The sequence below is a fragment of the Paraflavitalea speifideaquila genome, assembly GCF_032395985.1.
Lineage (GTDB): Bacteria > Bacteroidota > Bacteroidia > Chitinophagales > Chitinophagaceae > Paraflavitalea > Paraflavitalea speifideaquila.
This window is the reverse complement of sequence record NZ_CP135920.1, coordinates 7,659,021-7,678,639: the sequence shown is the minus strand read 5'-3', so window position 1 is coordinate 7,678,639 and position 19,619 is coordinate 7,659,021. Positions and strand designations below refer to the sequence as shown.

23 protein-coding genes and 2 pseudogenes are annotated in these 19,619 nt (G+C 46.0%); 18 read left to right on the top strand and 7 right to left on the bottom strand.

The features are described 5' to 3' along the window. Positions 1–206 precede the first annotated feature (206 nt). The 3 genes and pseudogenes from RS881_RS52610 to RS881_RS52600 all read left to right on the top strand — a co-directional run bounded on the left by RS881_RS52610 (position 207) and on the right by RS881_RS52600 (position 2,248). A pseudogene (locus RS881_RS52610) lies at positions 207–1,378 on the top strand (trans-sulfuration enzyme family protein). Positions 1,379–1,424: 46 nt separating this feature from the next. Further along, positions 1,425–1,769 carry a CHAD domain-containing protein gene (locus RS881_RS52605; protein WP_315818124.1) on the top strand — a complete coding sequence of 115 codons (345 nt, stop codon included), beginning with the start codon at positions 1,425–1,427 and terminating at the stop codon, positions 1,767–1,769. Beyond that, a complete protein-coding gene (locus RS881_RS52600; protein WP_315818123.1) occupies positions 1,766–2,248 on the top strand; it encodes a CHAD domain-containing protein in 483 nt (160 codons plus the stop codon). The genes RS881_RS52605 and RS881_RS52600 overlap by 4 nt, the downstream gene beginning before the upstream one ends. Before the next feature lie 382 nt (positions 2,249–2,630). Here RS881_RS52600 and RS881_RS52595 read toward each other — a convergent pair whose 3' ends face one another. The 5 genes from RS881_RS52595 to RS881_RS52575 form a co-directional block, all read right to left on the bottom strand. Further along, positions 2,631–2,852 (bottom strand): glutamate ligase domain-containing protein, encoded by a 222-nt coding sequence (locus RS881_RS52595; protein WP_315818122.1) that lies wholly within the window; start codon positions 2,850–2,852, stop codon positions 2,631–2,633. Between the two features lie 26 nt (positions 2,853–2,878). Further along, entirely contained in the window at positions 2,879–3,790 is a 912-nt protein-coding gene (locus tag RS881_RS52590; RefSeq protein ID WP_315818121.1) for a UDP-N-acetylmuramoyl-tripeptide--D-alanyl-D-alanine ligase, read from the bottom strand. A 140-nt stretch (positions 3,791–3,930) separates the two neighbouring features. Further along, complete coding sequence (locus tag RS881_RS52585; protein ID WP_315818120.1) at positions 3,931–4,254, bottom strand: SUMF1/EgtB/PvdO family nonheme iron enzyme; 324 nt, start codon at positions 4,252–4,254, stop codon at positions 3,931–3,933. After that, complete coding sequence (locus tag RS881_RS52580) at positions 4,251–4,673, bottom strand: SUMF1/EgtB/PvdO family nonheme iron enzyme (protein WP_315818119.1); 423 nt, start codon at positions 4,671–4,673, stop codon at positions 4,251–4,253. The genes RS881_RS52585 and RS881_RS52580 overlap by 4 nt, the downstream gene beginning before the upstream one ends. After that, entirely contained in the window at positions 4,670–5,530 is an 861-nt protein-coding gene (locus RS881_RS52575; protein WP_315818118.1) for an SUMF1/EgtB/PvdO family nonheme iron enzyme, read from the bottom strand. Before RS881_RS52575 ends, RS881_RS52580 begins: the two co-directional genes overlap by 4 nt. A gap of 176 nt (positions 5,531–5,706) precedes the next feature. On the opposite strand from RS881_RS52575, the gene RS881_RS52570 reads away from it, so the two are divergent. The 13 genes from RS881_RS52570 to RS881_RS52510 all read left to right on the top strand — a co-directional run bounded on the left by RS881_RS52570 (position 5,707) and on the right by RS881_RS52510 (position 16,480). Further along, complete coding sequence (locus tag RS881_RS52570) at positions 5,707–6,096, top strand: hypothetical protein (protein ID WP_315818117.1); 390 nt, start codon at positions 5,707–5,709, stop codon at positions 6,094–6,096. Continuing rightward, positions 6,081–6,623: a hypothetical protein gene (locus RS881_RS52565; RefSeq protein WP_315818116.1), complete on the top strand. Its 543-nt coding sequence runs from the start codon at positions 6,081–6,083 to the stop codon at positions 6,621–6,623. Before RS881_RS52570 ends, RS881_RS52565 begins: the two co-directional genes overlap by 16 nt. Next, complete coding sequence (gene porU, locus RS881_RS52560) at positions 6,515–8,752, top strand: type IX secretion system sortase PorU (protein WP_315818115.1); 2,238 nt, start codon at positions 6,515–6,517, stop codon at positions 8,750–8,752. Before RS881_RS52565 ends, porU begins: the two co-directional genes overlap by 109 nt. A 44-nt stretch (positions 8,753–8,796) precedes the next feature. Further along, on the top strand, positions 8,797–9,132 hold the full coding sequence (locus RS881_RS52555) for a T9SS type A sorting domain-containing protein (RefSeq protein WP_315818114.1): 336 nt from the start codon (positions 8,797–8,799) through the stop codon (positions 9,130–9,132). Between the two features lie 200 nt (positions 9,133–9,332). Further along, complete coding sequence (porV, locus tag RS881_RS52550; protein ID WP_315818113.1) at positions 9,333–10,505, top strand: type IX secretion system outer membrane channel protein PorV; 1,173 nt, start codon at positions 9,333–9,335, stop codon at positions 10,503–10,505. A gap of 154 nt (positions 10,506–10,659) precedes the next feature. Then, positions 10,660–11,145 carry a 2-C-methyl-D-erythritol 2,4-cyclodiphosphate synthase gene (gene ispF, locus RS881_RS52545; protein WP_315818112.1) on the top strand — a complete coding sequence of 162 codons (486 nt, stop codon included), beginning with the start codon at positions 10,660–10,662 and terminating at the stop codon, positions 11,143–11,145. A gap of 269 nt (positions 11,146–11,414) precedes the next feature. After that, positions 11,415–11,858: a dUTP diphosphatase gene (gene dut, locus RS881_RS52540; RefSeq protein ID WP_315818111.1), complete on the top strand. Its 444-nt coding sequence runs from the start codon at positions 11,415–11,417 to the stop codon at positions 11,856–11,858. Positions 11,859–11,901: 43 nt separating this feature from the next. Then, entirely contained in the window at positions 11,902–12,135 is a 234-nt protein-coding gene (locus RS881_RS52535) for a hypothetical protein (protein WP_315818110.1), read from the top strand. Beyond that, the gene (gene lolB1 / locus RS881_RS52530; protein ID WP_315818109.1) at positions 12,132–12,731 is read left to right on the top strand and encodes a lipoprotein insertase outer membrane protein LolB1; all 600 of its coding nucleotides are present in this window, start codon (positions 12,132–12,134) and stop codon (positions 12,729–12,731) included. Before RS881_RS52535 ends, lolB1 begins: the two co-directional genes overlap by 4 nt. 92 nt (positions 12,732–12,823) lie before the next feature. Further along, positions 12,824–13,741: a murein hydrolase activator EnvC family protein gene (locus RS881_RS52525; RefSeq protein WP_315818108.1), complete on the top strand. Its 918-nt coding sequence runs from the start codon at positions 12,824–12,826 to the stop codon at positions 13,739–13,741. Further along, entirely contained in the window at positions 13,735–14,151 is a 417-nt protein-coding gene (locus tag RS881_RS52520; RefSeq protein WP_315818107.1) for a murein hydrolase activator EnvC family protein, read from the top strand. Before RS881_RS52525 ends, RS881_RS52520 begins: the two co-directional genes overlap by 7 nt. Positions 14,152–14,391: 240 nt before the next feature. Beyond that, positions 14,392–15,969 carry an IS1182 family transposase gene (locus tag RS881_RS52515; protein WP_315818106.1) on the top strand — a complete coding sequence of 526 codons (1,578 nt, stop codon included), beginning with the start codon at positions 14,392–14,394 and terminating at the stop codon, positions 15,967–15,969. A gap of 163 nt (positions 15,970–16,132) precedes the next feature. Beyond that, complete coding sequence (locus tag RS881_RS52510) at positions 16,133–16,480, top strand: group II intron maturase-specific domain-containing protein (RefSeq protein WP_315818105.1); 348 nt, start codon at positions 16,133–16,135, stop codon at positions 16,478–16,480. 102 nt (positions 16,481–16,582) lie between these two features. Here the strand turns inward: RS881_RS52510 and RS881_RS52505 are convergent, their stop codons facing one another. Together RS881_RS52505 and bshA are read right to left on the bottom strand one after the other, a co-directional pair. After that, positions 16,583–17,056: a glycosyltransferase gene (locus RS881_RS52505; protein WP_315818104.1), complete on the bottom strand. Its 474-nt coding sequence runs from the start codon at positions 17,054–17,056 to the stop codon at positions 16,583–16,585. Between the two features lie 54 nt (positions 17,057–17,110). Then, positions 17,111–17,700: pseudogene (gene bshA, locus RS881_RS52500) on the bottom strand (N-acetyl-alpha-D-glucosaminyl L-malate synthase BshA). Positions 17,701–17,787: 87 nt separating this feature from the next. Between bshA and RS881_RS52495 the strand changes: the two are divergent. Together RS881_RS52495 and RS881_RS52490 are read left to right on the top strand one after the other, a co-directional pair. After that, positions 17,788–19,143: a M20/M25/M40 family metallo-hydrolase gene (locus RS881_RS52495; protein ID WP_315824905.1), complete on the top strand. Its 1,356-nt coding sequence runs from the start codon at positions 17,788–17,790 to the stop codon at positions 19,141–19,143. A gap of 1 nt (position 19,144) precedes the next feature. Then, positions 19,145–19,534 carry a hypothetical protein gene (locus RS881_RS52490; protein WP_315818103.1) on the top strand — a complete coding sequence of 130 codons (390 nt, stop codon included), beginning with the start codon at positions 19,145–19,147 and terminating at the stop codon, positions 19,532–19,534. Positions 19,535–19,619 lie beyond the last annotated feature (85 nt).

The following is a 19,619-nucleotide window of genomic DNA, read 5'->3' as shown; positions in this document are numbered from 1 at the left end:
AAAATAGCTACGAGCTGTGAGCTTCGAGCTACGAGCGAGCAGCCTTTGGAGGGAAGGCTAGTGGGGAATGGTAAGTGGGAATTCAGCTTACAGAAGAAGGCTAGTGGCGAAATACAAGAGACAGCATAGAGAAGACGGAGGTCGTAAGACCAGCTACTGTGAAATATACAATTCAGTAAGTAATAAAGAAATCATCAACGTAGATCATGTCACAACATCCGATTACAAAAGCGATCCGTACGCAAACAGACCGCACTCCTGAAATGGAGCATTCAACACCTTTATTTTTGACCAGTAGTTTTTGCTTTGATACAGCCGAAGATATGCGTGCGGCATTTGCCGATGAAACGGATGATAATATTTATAGCCGTTTTACAAATCCCAATGTAAAAGAACTGGTAGACAAGGTTTGCGCTTTAGAAGGGGCGGAAGCCGGTTATGCCACTGCCTCTGGCATGAGCGCCATCTTTGGCTCTTTTATGGCTTTGATGAAGAAGGAGATCACCTGCTTTCCTGTAATGCTATTTTTGGGAGCACGCATACGGTGATCACGAAGTTTCTTCCTAAATACGGTATTGAATCTACTTATGTAAGTGCTGCTGCGGATGCAGCTGCGTGGGAGGCTGCGATACAGCCGAATACGCGGATGATCTATATTGAAACGCCTACGAATCCAGGGCTGGATATTATTGACCTGGAAATGATCGCTGCATTGGCTAAAAAGCATAATATTATCCTGAATGTAGACAATTGTTTTGCCACACCTATCGGACAACGTCCGATTGACCTGGGAGCCGACCTGGTGATCCACTCTGCTACGAAGTGGATGGATGGGCAGGGGCGTGTATTGGGTGGGGTAGTTGCCGGGCGGGCTGACCTTATTAAGGATATTTACTTGTTTTGCCGCAGTACGGGACCTTCTTTATCACCCTTCAATGCCTGGTTATTGAGCAAGAGCCTGGAGACGCTGGATGTACGTATGGAGCGCCATAGTGCCAATGCACTGAAACTGGCGAATGCGGTGGAGGGGCACCCCAAAGTGTCCTGGCTTAAATATCCTTTCCTGTCCAGTCACCCCCAACATGCGATTGCTATCAAACAGATGAAAAATGGGGGCGGGGTGGTTTGTTTTGAATTGAAAGGTGGGTTGGAAAGTGGGCGTCGTTTCCTGGATGCCCTGCAAATGCTATCCCTGACGGCCAATCTAGGTGATACGCGCAGTATTGCTTCTCATCCTGCCAGCACGACGCATGCAAAACTCACTGCAGATGAGCGGCTGGCAGTAAATATTACACCGGGACTCATTAGGATCTCCACGGGGTTGGAGCATGCTGATGATATCATCCAGGATATTTTGCAGGCGCTCGATAGGTGTTAGCCCCGGGACTAGCTGTAAATTTCGTATCTTATGTGAAACTTGCAGTATGAAGCGGGCCTACCTGGCGGAGGTGATCAAAAAACATGGGGGTCGTATCAAACGATATAGCAATCAGTTACCTGGATCTTTTGAAACGGAAACGATCCATGAGTTACGGGTGGAGTACAAAAAATTAAGGGCATTTATACGAATGCTCCAGATGGATGCTGAAGCCCGCCACCTTACGATTTCTCCTGCTATTAAAATGGTCTACCAATCTGCGGGCCATGTGCGCGACCTGCAATTATTCCTGCCATTGGTAATAGGGAAAGCTGAACAAGAAAATCAATTTTTACTGGTTATACGCAAGACCTGCAGCAACGTTTGTTCAAAGCGAAGGAAACATTGGTGACAGCAATTGAAAAATTCAAAGCAGGGAAAGCTATTGACAGTATTACTCAGGAGTTGCCAGCTGCTTTGGAAGATGCGGCCATTCGCAAATTCATACACCGGAAAGTAGGGGCCATACAAGTTATTTTACTGGCTTTGGAAAAGGATAAGGAGCTACATACGATACGCAAGCAATTGAAGGATATCATTTATAATATCCGAATTTTTGATAGTGACTGGGGCTTATCCTTTCCTGTAATAGCCTGGCGGAGTGAGAAAAGATTAAATGATACGGCAGCGATGCTGGGCGACTTCAATGACCTTTGTATTGCCAGTTCATTCCTGTCGGAAGATATAATAGGGACTTTGCCCGAAGGTGAAAAAATACCCTTGAGAACCTGGCGAACGAACTTACTCCAGGAGAAAGAAGTTGTTAAACTACAATTGATGGAACAGCTTTCACAGTTACACCTCGTTTCAAACTTTGAACGGATGAGCTAGCAGGATAAATGCTGTCGAGAACATTTTCGATAGGCTCCTTTAGATGAAAGGTGAGTCACCCTGCAGCCCGGCAAAACAGCGCGGCAGGGTGGCCCACCTTCTGCAAGGTTGGAAGGTCGAAATGCTCCTTTAGATGAAAGGTGAGTCACCCTGCAGCCCGACAAAGCAGCGCGGCAGGGTGGCCCACCTTCGACAAGACGGTTGACGGTCTTAGAATACAACCTGACGGCGTTGCCAATAGCTTAGGCTTTAATGGCTGGTAGCTCCTGCTTCGTTCAATACTTTTTCCATTTGCATGCTGCGGGAGCCTTTGATGAGGAAGAAGGTATTGTGGAATGCCTGTTGGCTAAACCATTCTCCTGCCTGCCGGGCGTTTTCTTTCTTAATAAAGGGTGATCAATTTTTTGAAGTCGCCACCTACCAGCACGACGGCTTGCCAGGGATATTGTTGAATGAGTGAAACGATCTGCTGGTGCTCCTGCAGGCTTTCGGGACCCAGCTCGGCCATGGCCCCCAGCATCAAAACTTTATGAGGGGCTTGAATAGCGGCAAAGTTTTCAATAGCAGCCCTCATACTACTGGGATTGGCATTGTAGGCATCCAAGATAAATTTATTGTCGCCCTTTTCCATCAATTGTGAGCGACTGTTGGAAGGGGAATAATTTTCAATGGCCTTTTGATCAGGTTATCCTCTATATTGAATTGTTTTCCTATTGTAACAGCTACCAATACGTTGGGCAAATTGTAAGCACCAACCAGTTGGGTTTGGATAGTAAAGGGGTTTGTGGCATGAATGGCTACTGAAAGGAAAGGTTCGCTTTGGAAAAGCTGGCCTGTAACATCGGCTTCTATTGTTCCGTATTTAATGATGGTAGGAATTCCTTTACTCATGGTTTGCAGGTAATGGTAATCCCACATTACAAAAGCTGTTCCTTCATGTGTGCGTAAGTAATCATACAATTCTCCTTTGCCTTTGCGTACGCCTTCCTCGCCACCAAAACCTTCTAAATGGGCTTTGCCAGCATTGGTGATGATGCCGTGTGTGGGTAAGGTATAAGCACAATAACTGGCGATCTCCTGCTGGTGATTGGCGCCCATTTCAATAACAGCCATTTCAGCATCTTTTTGTATCCGCAGTATGGTAAGTGGCACACCAATATGGTTATTCAGATTGTCCTGGGTTGTGTAGGTTTTATAGGTGGTGGACAATACGGCATGCACCAGTTCTTTGGTAGTGGTTTTGCCGTTGCTGCCGGTAATGGCTATAACAGGTATGTTGAATTGCCGGCGATGGTGTTTCGCTAATTGCTGCAAGGTGTCGAGGGTATCTTTTACAACAATGATCCTATCATTGGGTACTGCGGGGGCTTCATCTACAACTGCATAAGGGGCGCCGGCGGCCAGTGCTTTTTCGGCAAACTGGTTGGCGTTGAAGTTGGGTCCTTTCAGGGCAAAGAACAGGTCACCCTCCTTTAGAGCCCGGGTGTCGGTTTGTACAGATGGGTATTGTTGGAATATGGTGTACAGTTGTTCGATGGTCATAAGGCAAATATAGGAAACCCTACAGTTTTCGTTTCACAGAGGTGACACCTTTCGTCTGCGGCGCAAGCGAAAGGTGTCACCTCTAATAAAAAAGCCATCCGATATTATCGAATGGCTCCTTAATGAATATGGTTGGAAGATTATCTCTTTCTTGTATTCTGTCTTCTTTGAGGGTAGTCGATACCGGTTTTACGGCCGTTACCTTCGGGGCTACCTACGCGGTCCATAGCACAACGGAAACCAACGGTGCTGCTACCTTGATCTTCTTCCAGGAAGCGGCGTGTACCGGGAGACAAATAGTAAGGACGATCGTTCCAGCTACCACCCTTAATCACCCGAGATTTATCGCTGATGAGGGTAGTGAAGCCATAACCACGTCCGCCATTTTTCAGGTTCTCGCTTATATCAGTGCTACCATAAGTAACACCACTTACGAGTGAGTCACCATCGAGGTAGTTGATCACATTACCTTTTGATAGTTGCGGCGGGCCTTGCTTTCTTCATCGGTAACGTATACTCTTTTTACACGACCGAGGCTGTCTTTCTCAAACTCGCCATCTTTGTTCTTGGCGTCGTTCTGGAAATAGTTACCACGGAAAGGGGCTACGTCATCCTGGTCAACGGAAGATAAAGGACGATAAACGTCTTCTACCCACTCGTTCACGTTGCCGGCCATGTTGTACAAACCAAAAGAATTGGGGAAGAAAGATGATACAGGGGCTGTATAAACGGCGCGGTCGTTCAAGCCACCGGCCACACCCATGTTATCACCATTACCGCGTTTGAAGTTGGCCAGGAAAGTACCTTGCCAGGCTCCACGGCGGTTATCACGCAAGCCATTTACATTCTGGCTCCAGGAATATACTTGTTTGTTGGTGATCAACTCTTCACCCCGTTTGCCTTCTTTCTTACTGGGGATGGGTTTTGACCAACGAGGGCCAATGCTGCATATTCCCATTCTGCTTCAGTAGGCAGGCGGTAAGAAGGTAACAGGATACCATCTTCAAAAGTTACAGTAGTACGTGGTGTACCATTCGGGTTCTTCAATGGGTTCTTTTTGGAACGAACATTGTTGCCCGGAGTAGGTGTAGTAAGTCCTAACAAATACGCTTTGGTATTGAAGGACTCGGCACCTTGTCCGGAAATATTCTTGAAGCTGTTTTTGTTGACAAATCCTTTATCCAACAGGGCTTTTTCGTTGACCCTGTCGCTACGCCAAAGGCAGAAATCGTGTGCTTGTCTCCAGGTTACGCCTACAACAGGGTAATAGTTATAAGAAGGGTGGCGGAAATAGTATTCTACCATGGGTTCGTTATAACCCAGTTCACTACGCCATACCAGGGTATCGGGTAGTGCTCCTTCGCGGACGGCTTTGTATTCATCTGCATCAAAGACATTGTTGATCCAGTACAAATATTCACGATAGTGAATATTGGCTACTTCGGTGCGGTCAATGTAAAATGAATTGACTGTTTTACGGCTAGGAATATTGTTCCAATCGCCCATTACATCTTCTTCTACAGCGCCCATCTGGAAGGTACCACCCTGAACAAATACGAGGCCGGGGCCTGTACGTTGTTCTTTTTCGCGGGATACCTGGTAGCCGCCCATATTCTTGTCATTGTAGTTCCAACCCGTAACGTCGGATTTTTCCTGCTTTTTGCCGAAAAGGCCCCCGTTTTTGCAGGAAGACACTGCCGCAGTACAGGAGAGCAGGATAAATAGGTTTTTCAGATTCATTTTGATAACTTTTGCCTTTGGTTCAATTAGTTTAAACGTGCTTTCAAAGCAAATATTGTACAGTTTTTCAGGCTGTTTATCCACAGGGACAGCGGAATGGCGAATATAGCTACTTTCAAGTAAACAAGCTTTTTCTGTAACACTTATTACCTTTAAAATGAGCTATTTTTGAAGGGATGGGCCGTAGTTGTATTATCCCCTTGCTATTGCTGATTACCCTGTTTTCCGGGGCATTGTCTGCATCCGGTCAAAGAGCATATACGAGTCAATCTGTCTTAGCGGTTGGTAATTGGTACAAAATAGCTGTATCAGGTGCTGGGATCTACAAAATAGATCTTCCTTTCCTGTCATCGCTGGGGATCAACACGGCCTCCCTGCCGTCAGGCTCCCTGCGATTATGGGGTAATGGCGGGCAGATGCTCCCCGAAAATAATAGCGGTGTCATTATTGACGACCTGACAGAAAACGCCATTTGGGTGGAAGATGGGGGTGATGGGGTGCTCAATGGTAATGATTTCCTGCTTTTTATGCGCCAGGGCCGCATCGTTGGGTGGCGGATCCTGTGAACAGGCGTTTTAGTCATGAAAAGAATGTGTACAGTGAACAATCTTTCTATTATCTCAGTATAGGCGGTACGGGCAAGCGGGTACTTACGCCCCCTGTTGTGCTGGTTCCCAATACTATGATTAGCAGTTTTTCGGACAGGTATTTTTATGAACTGGATACTGTTAATTTGTTAAGCAGTGGCCGTCAATGGTTTGGAGAGGATTTTGCCGATGGTCCCGGCAAGGTGAAGACGCGCAGCTATAGGGTTCCGGTGCCTTCGGCAGTAACCGGCCCTGGCCTGCTCAACATCAGTTGCCTGGCCCGTTCATTCGGAACGGGTAGCCGCTTTAATGTATCGGTTAATAACGAGGTTGTATTGGCGATGGATATCCCCCGGTGGCGACGGGGCCTTATGATCAATTTGCCCGTAGCATTGAGTTGTCAGGAACTTTTGGGGCTGCACAGAATGAGCTGGTTGTACGGTTTGATTTCACGCCTGGAAGTGCCAATGGGCAGGGGTGGCTTGACTGGTTTGAGGTGTTTTTAAGGCGCAATTTGTCGATGAGCGGGGTTAATCAATTGTTGTTTCGTGACTGGAACAGTGTAGGCGCTGGTAATGTGGGCAATTTTATTGTGAGGAATGGAACGGCTGCTACGCGGGTATGGGATATTTCGAACCCGCTTATGCCTGTTGGTATGCAGGTTATTCCTGATGGAGCTGATCTGCGTTTTATTAATGATTGCGGGCAGTTGCGGGAATATATTGCCTTTAGTACCACGGGTTTATTAGTACCCACTGGGCTGGGCAGGGTAGTGAACCAGGACCTGCACGGGCCGGCGGTGACGGACCTGATCGTTATAACGCATAGCTCTTTACTGGCGCAGGCTCAGCGCCTGGCGCAATTTCATGAACAGCACGATCATCTGCGGACAAAGGTTGTTACTACGGAGCAGGTTTTCAATGAGTTTTCATCGGGTACGCCGGATCCGGCTGCCATACGTGATTTTGTAAAAATGTATCATGACCGGGCTGGGGCTGATACGACCAAACGGGCCAAATATTTATTGCTTTTTGGCGATGGCTCTTTTGATTACAAGACAAGGATCACGAACAATACGAACCTGGTGCCGGCCTGGGAAAGCCGGGCGTCGCTGGACCCTTTGGCTACGTACACTTCGGATGATTTTTATGGTTTGCTGGATGATGGAGATGATATGAACGGTACGGGCACCTATTTGCTTGATATTGGCATTGGACGTATTCCTGCCCGCTTTGAAAGGGAAGGGCAGTCGATTGTAGATAAAATAATAGGTTACCACGAACCCAAAAGTCTGGGCGCCTGGCGCAATGAGCTCAATTTTGTGGCTGATGATGAAGATAATAACCTGCACTTGCAGGATGCTGAGATCATTACTCAATCGGCTCATTCGGTGGCGCCGGTTTTTAATATTGGCAAGACCTATCTTGATGGCTTTCGGCAGGAAAGCGGCGCTGGCGGAAGCCGCTATCCGGAGGTGAACCTGGCTATCAGTAACCAACTTTTCAATGGTACGCTGATCTGGAATTATAATGGGCATGGAGGCTACCGCCGGCTGGCGGAAGAAGTAGTGCTGGACCAGGACATAATTAATACTTTTAATAATGCCGATAAACTGCCCCTGTTTATTACTGCCACGTGTGATGTAGCGCCTTATGATAATCCGCTTATCAGCTCTATAGGAGAAAACCTTTTATTACGGGAAAAATCAGGGGCTATAGCGCTGATGACGACCACGCGGCTGGTATTTGCTTTCAGCAACCGGGTCATGAATAAGAATTACCTGGAAGCTGCTTTATTGAAGCAGCCTAACGGGCATTATTTGTCGCTGGGGGAGGCGGTCCGCAGGGCTAAAAACACGACGTATACCTTTTCGGGTGATGTGATCAATAACCGTAAGTTTACCTTGTTGGGGGACCCTGCTATGACATTGGCCTACCCACTTCACTCGGTACAAACAACGGGTATCAATGGAGTGGCTGTCAACTCAACACCGGATACGCTTAAAGCGCTTGCAGAATATAGTATTAGTGGTCATGTTGCTGATGCTGCAGGCCAGGTATTAAATAATTTTAATGGAACGCTGAATGTGGTGGTATTTGATAAATCTCAAACCTCCAATACGCTTGGGAATGATCCTGGTAGTCAACCGGTGGCTTTTCAAGTACAAAAAAATATACTTTTCAAGGGCAAGGCGAAAGTGGGTAATGGACTTTTTACGTTTCGTTTTGTGGTGCCCAAGGATATTAATTATCAATTTGGTGCTGGTAAGATCAGTTATTATGCGGATAATGGCCAGGTCGATGGGAATGGTGCTTTTACTCATATTATTGTAGGAGGGTCAGGCGATAGTACTTCCGACCGGGAAGGCCCACAGATCAAGGCTTATCTGAATGATGAGAAATTTATTAATGGAAGTATCAGTAATGACAGACCGATCTTACTGGTTAAATTGGCCGACTCATCTGGTATTAATATTATGGGTACTGGCATTGGTCATGACCTGGTAGCGATACTGGATCATAATCAGCAGCAAACATTTATACTGAATGGGTTTTATGAAAGTGAGCTGGATAATTTCCAGAAGGGGTGGTACGGTTTCAGTTGCCTGGGCTGTCGGAAGGGGCTCATACGCTGACTATTAAGGCGTGGGATGCTGCCAATAATTCGAGCGAAATAACCTTGGAATTCAGGGTTCTTAATCAGCAGGAGCTGGTGCTGGAGCATGTATTGAACTATCCGAATCCGTTCACGACGCGTACCAATTTCTGGTTTGAGCATAACCGGCCGGGTGAGGAGTTGTACGTGGATATTCAGGTATTTACCGTAACCGGAAAGCTTGTAAAGGGCATACGGCGTACAATATTTTCCGCTGGCAACCGTTCGAGTGAGGTGGAATGGGATGGGCGTGATGAATATGGAAGTAAAATCGGTCGCGGAGTATACATTTACCGGTTACGGGTACAAACAATGGACGGTAAAACCGCTCAAAAACTAGAAAAATTGTTTATATTGTAATTAGTATTTGTATTTTTGGCCCTCATATTTCAACCGCCTATTGATTTGATATTCTACTCTGAAAGTTTTATTCGCCTCAGCAAGGCCATCTTGCCAAAACTAACTTAATCCGAACCTGATTCTTTTTTGTTTTAATTATTATTTATTTGATCGCATTTGCTGTCGGCGGAATTCCTTAAAACAAAGACAAATTACCAAGTATGAAACTAAAGACCTTTAAACTGACTGCTGCTTTATTTCTAATAGCGGGGTTGAATTCATTGACTGCTCAAACTGATTCTATTAATGTGGTCACCACGGCCGTGCCATTTCTACGGATCTCTCCGGATGCGCGTGCCGGCGGGATGGGTGACCTGGGTGTAGCTACTTCTGCAGATGCCAATTCGGCTTTCTGGAACCTGGCTAAGGTTCCATTTGCACAGAAAAATTTCAGTGTTGGTTTAACCTACACGCCCTGGCTGAAAGACCTGGGATTGAATGATGTGTACCTGCTTGCATTGGCTGGTTACTATAAACTGGATGACTTGCAGGCGCTTAGTGCCTCTGTGAGGTATTTCAGTCTTGGTAATATCCAGTTTACCAATCCTAATGGTGATTATTGGGGAGATGGCCGACCACGTGAATTTGGAGTGGATGTTGGTTATTCCCGTAAGCTATCAGATAAGATCGGGCTTGGTATAGCGCTTCGTTATATCAATTCAAACCTGGCTGCGGGCGCTCCTTCTACGGGTACTGCTTATAAAGCTGGTAGTACAGTGGCTGGTGACCTGTCGTTCTACTATAATGGCGTGCGCGAGTCGGGTAATGGCTGGGCTTTCGGTGCTGTATTGAGTAACCTGGGTGGTAAAGTTGGCTATACGAATGATGCTCAACAAAGGGATTATATACCTGCTAATCTGAGTGTGGGAACAACTTACACTGCGGCTATTGATGAGAACAACAAGATCCAATTCGGTCTTGACCTTCATAAACTATTGGTGCCTACACCTCCTAAATTTACCGGTGATATTCCTACTGATTCTGCTTTGGTAGTGAAATACAGGGATAAGGGCGTAGTAGGTAGCTGGTTCAGCTCTTTTGGCGATGCACCCGGTGGTTTTAGTGAAGAATTAAGGGAGTTCCAGGTTTCAGTAGGTGCTGAATATGGTTATAATGACCAATTCTTTGTACGTGCGGGTTATTTTTATGAAGATAAGAACAAGGGTAACCGCAAGTATTTTACGGTGGGTTTAGGCCTTAAGTACAATGTGTTTGGTTTGAACTTCTCTTATCTTGTTCCTTCCGGTTCAGGAGTAAACAGGAATCCATTGTCTAATACCCTTCGCTTCGGCCTGGTATTCGACCTGGATGATGCTGGTTCTTCGGGTAATTAATGGTGTCAAATATTATTTGAATATATTTGAAGCGCTCCGGTAACCGGGGCGCTTTTTTATTGTATGGAAATTGGTTTTGTTTGCAGCACTATCTATGGGTAGTATGTAATATAGAACCATTTTCAAATTATCACATTTTCAAATTAACACATTCATGTATCGTATAGGTTTTGGGATAGATTTTCACCAAATGGTAGAAGGCAGGCAATTATGGATTGGCGGTGTTAATATTCCCCATCATAAAGGTGCCTTGGGGCACTCTGATGCAGATGTATTGTTGCATGCCATTTGTGATGCGATGCTGGGGGCCTTGGCTTTAGGCGATATTGGCATTCATTTTCCCAATACGGATCCTGCTTTTAAAGACATTGATAGTAAAATATTGTTAAAGCATACCTACGCACTGATCAAGGCCAGGAATTACCGCGTAGTAAATGTTGATAGCTCGATTTGCCTGGAAGCGCCTAAGATCAAAAAACATTCGGGTGAAATGCGCCAAGTGATTGCAGCTATCCTTGAGATCACTGAAGACGATGTTTCTGTAAAGGCCACTACTACTGAACAAATGGGATTTGTGGGCCGGGAAGAAGGCTTGGTGGCTTATGCCAATGTGTTGTTGGAGAAGTCCGGAAGTCAGTAAAGACGGAAAGTCCGTAAGTCCGTAAGTCCGTAAGTCCGGAAGTCCGGAAGTCCGGAAGTCCGTAAGACCGGAAGTCAGTAAAGACGGAAAGTCCGAAAGGCACTGAGGCTGGATCATCCTGAAGCCCGCAAGACCGGAAGATAGAAAGACCTGAAGAAAACATACGACTACTGTATTACTTGCCGACTCCCGGACTTTACTGACTTTCGGACTACGCTGGAAGTTAGAAAGACTGAAGTCCGAAACAAGAAACCTTTTAACTTTGCGCCATGTCAAAAATTCAAGTAAAGATCATCAATCAATCATCCAATCCTTTACCAGAATACAGTACGGCAGGGTCGGCCGGTATGGACCTGCGTGCTAATCTGGAAGCACCGGTGGTATTAAAATCGCTTGAACGTACATTAATTCCCACAGGCTTGTTTATTGAACTGCCCGATGGGTATGAAGCACAGGTGCGGCCCCGCAGCGGCCTTGCTATTAAACAGGGACTTACCTGTCTTAATTCTCCTGGCACTATTGATGCTGATTATAGGGGAGAGGTGAAGGTGATCCTTATCAACCTTTCGCAGGAAACGCAAACGATCCAACATGGCGACCGCATTGCCCAAATGGTGGTACACAGCGTTGGTCAGGTAGCCTGGGAGCCTGTTGCGCGTATTGCTGCTACCTCCCGCAATGAAGGAGGTTTTGGCCATACGGGCAAGTCCTGATGATTGGGTATTATGGCTCCTGAATTATATATTATTATATATTATGACATATTTTCAATGGTTATTGGCAATTGGTATTCTGATTAGCAGCATAAGTATCAGTAGCTGTCGGTCGGCCAGGAAGATCCAGACGGCCATCACCAAAAAGGACACTACGGTAGTAGTGGTGGTGCCTGAGGTGGACAGAAAGATTGATTCTACGAAATACATACAGCAGGTTTTCCTGGCGGTTCAAGGCAACCGTATTAACCATTTCCGCTCGATGGGGGCAAAGTGAAAGTGGATTATAAAGGATCTGATGGGAAGAAACTCGACTTTACAGCCAATGTTCGCTTACAAAAGGATAGCATTATCTGGATCAGTATCAACTCGATTTTAGGAGAAGCCTTGAGGGCGATGGTAACAAAAGATAGTGTTAAAGTGTTGAATAAATTGGATAAGATGGTGCAATTAAGGTCCATCGAGTATATCCAGGAAGTTACCAAGATCCCTTTTTCTTTTAATGAACTGCAGGACTTGCTGATGGGCAACCCCATTTACCTGGACAGCAATATTGTATCGTACAAGAATGAAGAAAAGACCATTTCACTGATGAGTGTAGGGTCTTTGTTTAAGCACCTGTTGACGGTTTATAAGAACGATTATGTGCCCCAACACAGCAAACTGGACGATGTAGACGTAATACGGGCGCGTACTTGTGATATCACGTATGGCGATTATGAGACCAAAAATGGCATCAATTTCTCTAAATACCGGAAGATTGTAGTGTCTGAAAAGTCAAAGCTGGAGATCGAGTTGCAGTTCAAGCAATTTGACTTTAACGAACAATTAAGCTTTCCATTCAATATTCCGCGAAATTATAAACGTCAATAAACGTTATGGGTATACAATCTTTCGGCATTCCTGAGCGTTGCTGTATGGATTGTACCAGGTGTAACCGCTTTTTAACTCGTAAAAGTTCTGTCATGCTCAAAACACTATTTTCCTGTTTAATGGTACTTGCTTTTTCTGGCACGCTGCTGGCGCAAACCAGTGATGACCTGAAGAAGAAACAGGCTGATATTCAGCGGGAAATAGATGAATTGAGGGAGTCGCTGAATGATACGAAGAAAAACAAGAAAGCGGGGTTGGGGCAATTATCGCTGATTACGAAAAAGCTGCGTTTGCGGGAACAGGCCATTAATAATATCAATGACCAGATCAATGTGATCCAGAGCAATATCCACCAGTCGCGCAATGAGATCAGCCGGCTAAAGCAGGAACTGGATACACTGAAAAACCAGTACGAGAAAAGTGTAGTATATGCCTATAAAAACCGGAGCAATTATGACTTCCTGAATTTTATATTCTCTGCCTCGAATTTCAATGATGCGCTGAAACGGATAGAATACCTGAAGTCTTACCGGCAGTACCGGGAGCAGCAGGCTACTTCTATAAAAAGTACGCAGCTTTTATTGCAGGGAAAGATAACGGGACTGGAGAGCACGCAAAAGCGTAAAAGCGATGCCTTGCAGGAGCAGCAGAAAGAAAAGGTGGTATTGGTAGAGGAACGTAAGGAAAAAGACGATATCGTCAATAAACTCAAGGCGCGTGAACGTGAATTGACGAAAGAGCTTACGGATAAACAAAGGGCTGATAAGAAGCTGCGTGATGGTATCATGGCGGCGATCCGCCGGGAAACAGAAAAGGCGAAGGCGGAAGCCAGGCGCCGGGAAAAAGAAGAAGCTGCTGCTGCGGCCGCTGCTGCTAAAAGGCTGCTGCTGCCAATGCTACTGCTACCACGCCCAATCCGAATACAACGGCTGCTACTACTACAACTCCCAGCAAACCGGCCACCGTTAAGCATAAAAGTGTATTTGAAACCACACCAGAAGGTGTGCTGATCTCGGATAATTTTGAAAAGAACCGTGGTAAACTGCCGTGGCCAGTAGACAAAGGTCAGATCAAGATCCACTTTGGCCCTTATCGTATTCCTGAAATTAATATTACGGGCAACAACCCCGGGCTCACTCTTGAAACAGAGGAAGGGGCATCGGTAAAAGCGGTCTTTGATGGCGAAGTTATATCTGTATTTGAAGTAGATGGCAGTAGTGCGGTATTTGTGCGCCATGGTAAATATTTTACCACTTACAGTAATCTCAATGGGGTAACTGTCAGTAAAAATCAACAGGTAAAAGCTGGTCAGACATTGGGTAAAGCAGCTGCCAATGGTGAAGGCAACGGCGAAATTGAGTTTGTGTTGATGCAGGATACGCGTAATCTTGATCCTGAGCCGTGGATCAGGAGGAGGTAGTTTCTTTTAGGCAAGGAGGTTAGAAGGCAATGAGGGGAAATCTTTCGACAAGTTCCTATAGACCAGGGTGAGGCGCCTTTGGAAGGCGACCCACCCTTGGATAAGCTGATAACATATTAAGGGGCTGACCCAAAAGGTCAGTTTGTTTAAAGAAGTAAGGGTTGACCCCAAAAAGGTCAGCCCTTACTTTTAGAGTAAGGGCTGTTTTGTAATTTTAAGTTACCACACTCAAAAATTACAATGGCTAAAGTAAAGACTTCCGTAATATTTAAGCAATACAATCAGCAACAATCTTTATTGCTACCCCCTTCTCTGGAAGAATTAATTGGCGAAAAGCACCTTGTCCGGGTAGTCAACGAAGTTGTAGAGTCTATGGATATCAGCGACTTAATTAATCTGTACAAAGGCGGCGGCACTAGTTCCTACCATCCCCGGATGCTGCTGAAAGTGTTATTATATGCCTACAGCGTCAAGATCTACACTGGCCGTAAAATAGCCAAAGCACTCGGCCAGGATATACATTTTATGTGGCTCAGTGGTATGAGCCGCCCTGACTTCCGGACAATCAATAATTTCCGTAGCAGCAAGGCCAAAGAAGTCATAGAGATCCTGTTTAAGGAAATGCTGGAATTCCTGGTAGCCCACCAATACATAAAACTGGAGAACTATTTCTGTGATGGCACGACCTTACGGGCCGATGCCAATCAACACAAAATGGTATGGAAGAAGAATGCAGAACGCTATGGCGCAAAGAATATAGAAAACTGCCGGTCGTTGTTTAAGCAGATCGATGAGTTGAACAGGCAGGAAGAAACAACTTACGGTACAGCAGACCTGGAAGAGCATGGAAAGGCGTCCTTTATTACACGGGAAGCCATTGCAGAGAAAGTAGCTGAATTGAATGATACGATCCGTACAACTACAGCCAAAAGAAAGCGTCGCAAGGCAATGACACTGAAAAAGAAGCTAAAGGCGGCTGAACATAAAATAGACAAGTATAACAACCAGATCACCAAAGCAGGCAAGCGCAGTGGCTACAACAAAACAGACCCTGATGCCAGCGCCATGATGATGAAGAATAAAGTGGAAGTATTACCAGCCTACAATGTACTGGCTGGCAGTGAAGAGCAGTTCATTACCGGTATCAGTGTTCACCAGACAACCAATGATGGTGTTTGCTTTGAAGGTCACCTGCAGCAGATAGAGCAACAACAGCCCTGCAAACCGGACAGGATCATCGCGGACAGCATCTTTGGTACAGAACAGAATTACGAACTGCTACAGAAAAATGAGATAGAGAATTATATGAAGTTCCCTCTTTATCATAAGGAACAGACAAAAGGCTACCAACAAAATCGCTTCTTAAAAGAAAACTTCTCCTATGATCCTGTAACCGACAGTTACGGATGTCCCAATGATGAGCTGCTTGTTTTTAAAGGCAAACATCAGAAGACGCATAAAAGAACCGGTTACAAGTCTGAAGTGAGACTATATGAGTGTAACAATTGTGCTGGCTGTCCCTTATACCAACAATGCTGCAAATCCACCAAAGGGTACAACCGGAAGATAGAGGTGAATGAAAAGCTTGAAGCCTATAAGCAACAGGCCCGGGAGAATCTTCACACAGAACTGGGACAGGCATTAAAAAAGCGACGCGGTACAGAGATCGAAAGTTGCTTTGGCGACATTAAGCACAATATGGGCTTCCGTCGCTTCCACCTGCGTGGCCTGCGCAAAGTAAAAACAGAGATTGCGCTGGTAGCCATGGCCCATAACCTTCGAAAGGTATATCTCAATGGTGCCAAAAAGGCTTCCTGACTGCAAAAACAGGCTCTCAAGGGTAGCTTTACTCCCTGATCTTCTACACAAGCTCATAAATACCCGAAAAACTTACTGGCTCTAAAAATTATATAGCCCGCCAGGGCGGGCCATATAATTTTCTTCTTTTGGGGGTATTGACCTTTTAGGTCAGCCCCATAGTATGAGTTCTCGTCTGTCAGGAATCCGTCAACTCAATACCGGATGGGGCCACTACTTCAAATTAAGTGAGGCAAAATCAGTATTTGAAGATCTGGACAAGTGGTTAAGAAGCCGTGTTCGCTTGTGCTACTGGCAACAATGGAAACGTGTACGGACGCGGATTGCCGAGCTAAAGAAACTTGGCATAGCGGAGAACCAGGCTTACCAATGGGGCAATACGCGTAAAGGACAATGGCGAAGTGTACACAGCCCTATACTTACCCGGGCACTGAATAACAGCTACTTAAAGAAGGAAGGCTTTACCAGTCTGATGGACATAGTAAAGCCTTGCCAATCTGTTTATGTTTAATGAACCGCCGTATGCCGAACGGCACGTACGGTGGTGTGAGAGGACAGTAAGGAACTAATCCCTTACTTCCTACTCGATGCATTTATGGCCGGTTGGCAGGGCCTATAGGAATCTATTGTACAATTCTTCGTATTGGGGCACGATCCTGTCGATATCGAACAGGCGGGCGTGGGCAGCTGCATTCTGTTTGAACTGCTGTAGTTTTTCGGGGTTGGACAATAGTTCAATGGCATATCTGCCCATTGTTTCCACATCTCCCACATTGGCCAGGTAACCGGTTTGTCCATGTACATTGATCTCGGGTAAGCCACCGGCATTGGTAGAAATAACGGGTACGCCCGCAGCCATAGCTTCCAGGGCTGCCAAACCAAAGGACTCGTAATCGGAGGTAAGGAGGAAGAGATCGGCAATGGCGAGTATATCTTCCATCTGTTCTTGCTTGCCTACGAAACGGGTTTCATCGCATATACCCAGTTCGCGGCACATGGTTTCGGCTGTGGGCCTTTCGGGGCCATCGCCTACAAACAATAATTTGCTGGGTACTTTCTTAACGGTTTCTGCAAATATCTTCACCACATCCTGTACGCGTTTCAGTTTCCTGAAATTAGAAGCGTGCAGGAGTATTTTTTTTCACCATTGGGGGCAATTACGCGTCGGAAAGCATCGATGGGTTTTTATTGAACCTTTTACATCCACAAAGTTTTGGATCACTTCTATTTGCTTCCCGATCTGGAAGTTCTTATAGGTTTCATCCCGCAGGTTGTTGGATACGGCGGTAATGGCATCGCTTTCGTTGATGGAAAAAGTAACAACCGGAGCGAAGGTCTTATCCTTGCCCACCAGGGTAATATCTGTACCATGGAGGGTGGTCACGACGGGTATTTTTTTGCCTTGTTTTTCGAGGATCATTTTGGCCATGTAGGCTGCTGAGGCATGTGGGATGGCATAATGTACGTGCAGGAGATCGATATTGCTGTTTACGATCACATCCACCATGGTACTGGCCAAGGCGGTTTCATACGGGGGTAATCAAATAAAGGGTAATGGGGCACCCTCACTTCATGATAGAAGATATTGGCGTTGAACTCACTAAGCCTCACCGGTTGCTGGTAAGTGATAAAATGCACCTGGTGGCCTTTATCTGCCAGGGCTTTCCCTAATTCTGTTGCCAAAACACCACTGCCACCAAACGTAGGATAACAAACAATACCAATACGCATACGCTGCTTGAATTATTTAAGGTTGTGAAGGTAAATGAATTAGTTTGGAATTAACTTTAGCCGAAATTAACACCTATGATGCGCAGAATGTTCATTTTGTGGGCAGTTCTAAGCTCTCTCTCAGCCCAGGCCCAACAAGAAGACTCGCTTCTGATACGGGCTATAGCCGATGAAATACTGGTAAATGGCAAAGCTTATGAGCACCTACGTGTTTTGACCAAGCAGGTAGGCGCCCGCCTGTCGGGTTCGCCGGGTATGTATAAAGCCGAGGCCTGGGGCCGGAAAACGCTGGAACAATCCGGAGCCGATCAAGTATGGTTACAGGAATGCAAGGTACCCCATTGGGTGCGTGGCGGTAAAGATGAGGCGTATGTGGTTGGACAGCCTAAAAATATACGCCTCGATATCCTGGCCCTGGGCAATTCGGTGGGTACGGGGCCTAAAGGGGTTAAAGCGCCTGTGATCCTCATCAATAGTTTTGATGAATTGGAACAGCGCAAGGATGAAATAAAAGGGAAGATCGTTTTTTACAATTATGCCTTCAATAATAAGCTGGTGAAGACTTTCCAGGCCTATGGAGATGCGGGTAAATACAGGGGCCAGGGGCCCAGCCGGGCAGCTAAGTATGGCGCGCTGGCGGTATTGGTGCGGTCGATGAGTAATGCAGCGGATAATAATCCGCATACAGGCGGTATGAACTACAATGATTCTTTTCCCAAAATTCCGGCTGCGGCTGTAGGGTTGATGGATGCTGATCAATTGGCGGCGCTAATTAAAGGCAATAAAAATACGGCGGTGTACCTGAAAACGCTGGCTACGATGCTGCCCGATACGATTGGGCACAACGTGATTGGCGAATGGAAGGGAAGTGAATTTCCCGAGCAGATCATTACGATCGGAGGTCACCTGGATTCATGGGACCCAGCCGAAGGCGCGCATGACGATGGGGCGGGTTGTGTTCAATCTATTGAGGTATTGCGGGCCTTGAAAGCAATTGGGTATCGGCCCAAACGTACGATCCGGGTGGTATTGTTTGCCAACGAAGAAAATGGCCTGCGGGGTGGGACCAAATATGCGGAAGAAGGGAAAGCAAAAGGAGAACAGCATTATTTTGCCCTGGAAAGTGATGCCGGCGGGTTTACGCCCCGTGGATTTGGGTTTACGGTATCGGATGCACAATTGAATAAGATACGGACATGGGCACCTTTGTTTACTCCTTATGGTGTATTTGAGTTGAACCAGGGTGGTGGTGGCGCCGATATTGGCCCGCTGAATAGAACATTTAAAACACCGCTGGCTGGGTTGCAACCCGACTCGCAACGTTACTTTGATATCCATCATGCCCGCAGTGATGTTTTTGAAGCGGTGAACAAAAGGGAGTTGGAACTGGGTGCTGTCAATATGGCCGCATTGATTTATCTTGTTGATAAATACGGATTGTAACATGAAAACAAAGCATTACATCATTTTGAGTTTGCTGGTAATACTGATAGGGTTTGTTTATTTCCGCTATTATTGGGTTTTTGCCGAAGGTACGAAGGCGGGTATACTGAATACTTTTCAGAAAAAAGGGTACATCTTCAAAACCTATGAGGGGAAGATCATCCAGAGTGGCTTTAAGGTGAATGTACAGAGTAATGAATTTGAGTTTAGTGTGACCAGTGAGTCAGTAGCTAAGACCTTGTTGGAAAACTCGGGCAAAGATGTAGAGTTGCATTATAAAAGTTATTTTGGAACGCTGCCCTGGCGTGGGATGCAAACGTTTATTGTAGACAGTGTGTATGAAGTAAGGGGCAGTAATGGGGAAACGATCTTAAGTCCGAAGAGTAAGTAGGCGGCAGGCTTTTTCTGTTCTTTGCCTTGATGCAAAAGAACCAAAAGATCAAGTCTGGCCCGATCGCTCCGCGCGGCCAGACTGG

Coding starts and splice junctions, on each gene's coding strand:
- RS881_RS52605 (WP_315818124.1), top strand. CDS start 1,425: ATGAAGCGGGCCTACCTGGCGGAGGTGATCAAAAAACATGGGGGTCGT.
- RS881_RS52590 (WP_315818121.1), bottom strand. CDS start 3,790: ATGACCATCGAACAACTGTACACCATATTCCAACAATACCCATCTGTA.
- RS881_RS52575 (WP_315818118.1), bottom strand. CDS start 5,530: ATGAATCTGAAAAACCTATTTATCCTGCTCTCCTGTACTGCGGCAGTG.
- RS881_RS52570 (WP_315818117.1), top strand. CDS start 5,707: ATGGGCCGTAGTTGTATTATCCCCTTGCTATTGCTGATTACCCTGTTT.
- porV (WP_315818113.1), top strand. CDS start 9,333: ATGAAACTAAAGACCTTTAAACTGACTGCTGCTTTATTTCTAATAGCG.
- ispF (WP_315818112.1), top strand. CDS start 10,660: ATGTATCGTATAGGTTTTGGGATAGATTTTCACCAAATGGTAGAAGGC.
- dut (WP_315818111.1), top strand. CDS start 11,415: ATGTCAAAAATTCAAGTAAAGATCATCAATCAATCATCCAATCCTTTA.
- RS881_RS52535 (WP_315818110.1), top strand. CDS start 11,902: ATGACATATTTTCAATGGTTATTGGCAATTGGTATTCTGATTAGCAGC.
- RS881_RS52525 (WP_315818108.1), top strand. CDS start 12,824: ATGCTCAAAACACTATTTTCCTGTTTAATGGTACTTGCTTTTTCTGGC.
- RS881_RS52515 (WP_315818106.1), top strand. CDS start 14,392: ATGGCTAAAGTAAAGACTTCCGTAATATTTAAGCAATACAATCAGCAA.
- RS881_RS52510 (WP_315818105.1), top strand. CDS start 16,133: ATGAGTTCTCGTCTGTCAGGAATCCGTCAACTCAATACCGGATGGGGC.
- RS881_RS52495 (WP_315824905.1), top strand. CDS start 17,788: ATGTTCATTTTGTGGGCAGTTCTAAGCTCTCTCTCAGCCCAGGCCCAA.
- RS881_RS52490 (WP_315818103.1), top strand. CDS start 19,145: ATGAAAACAAAGCATTACATCATTTTGAGTTTGCTGGTAATACTGATA.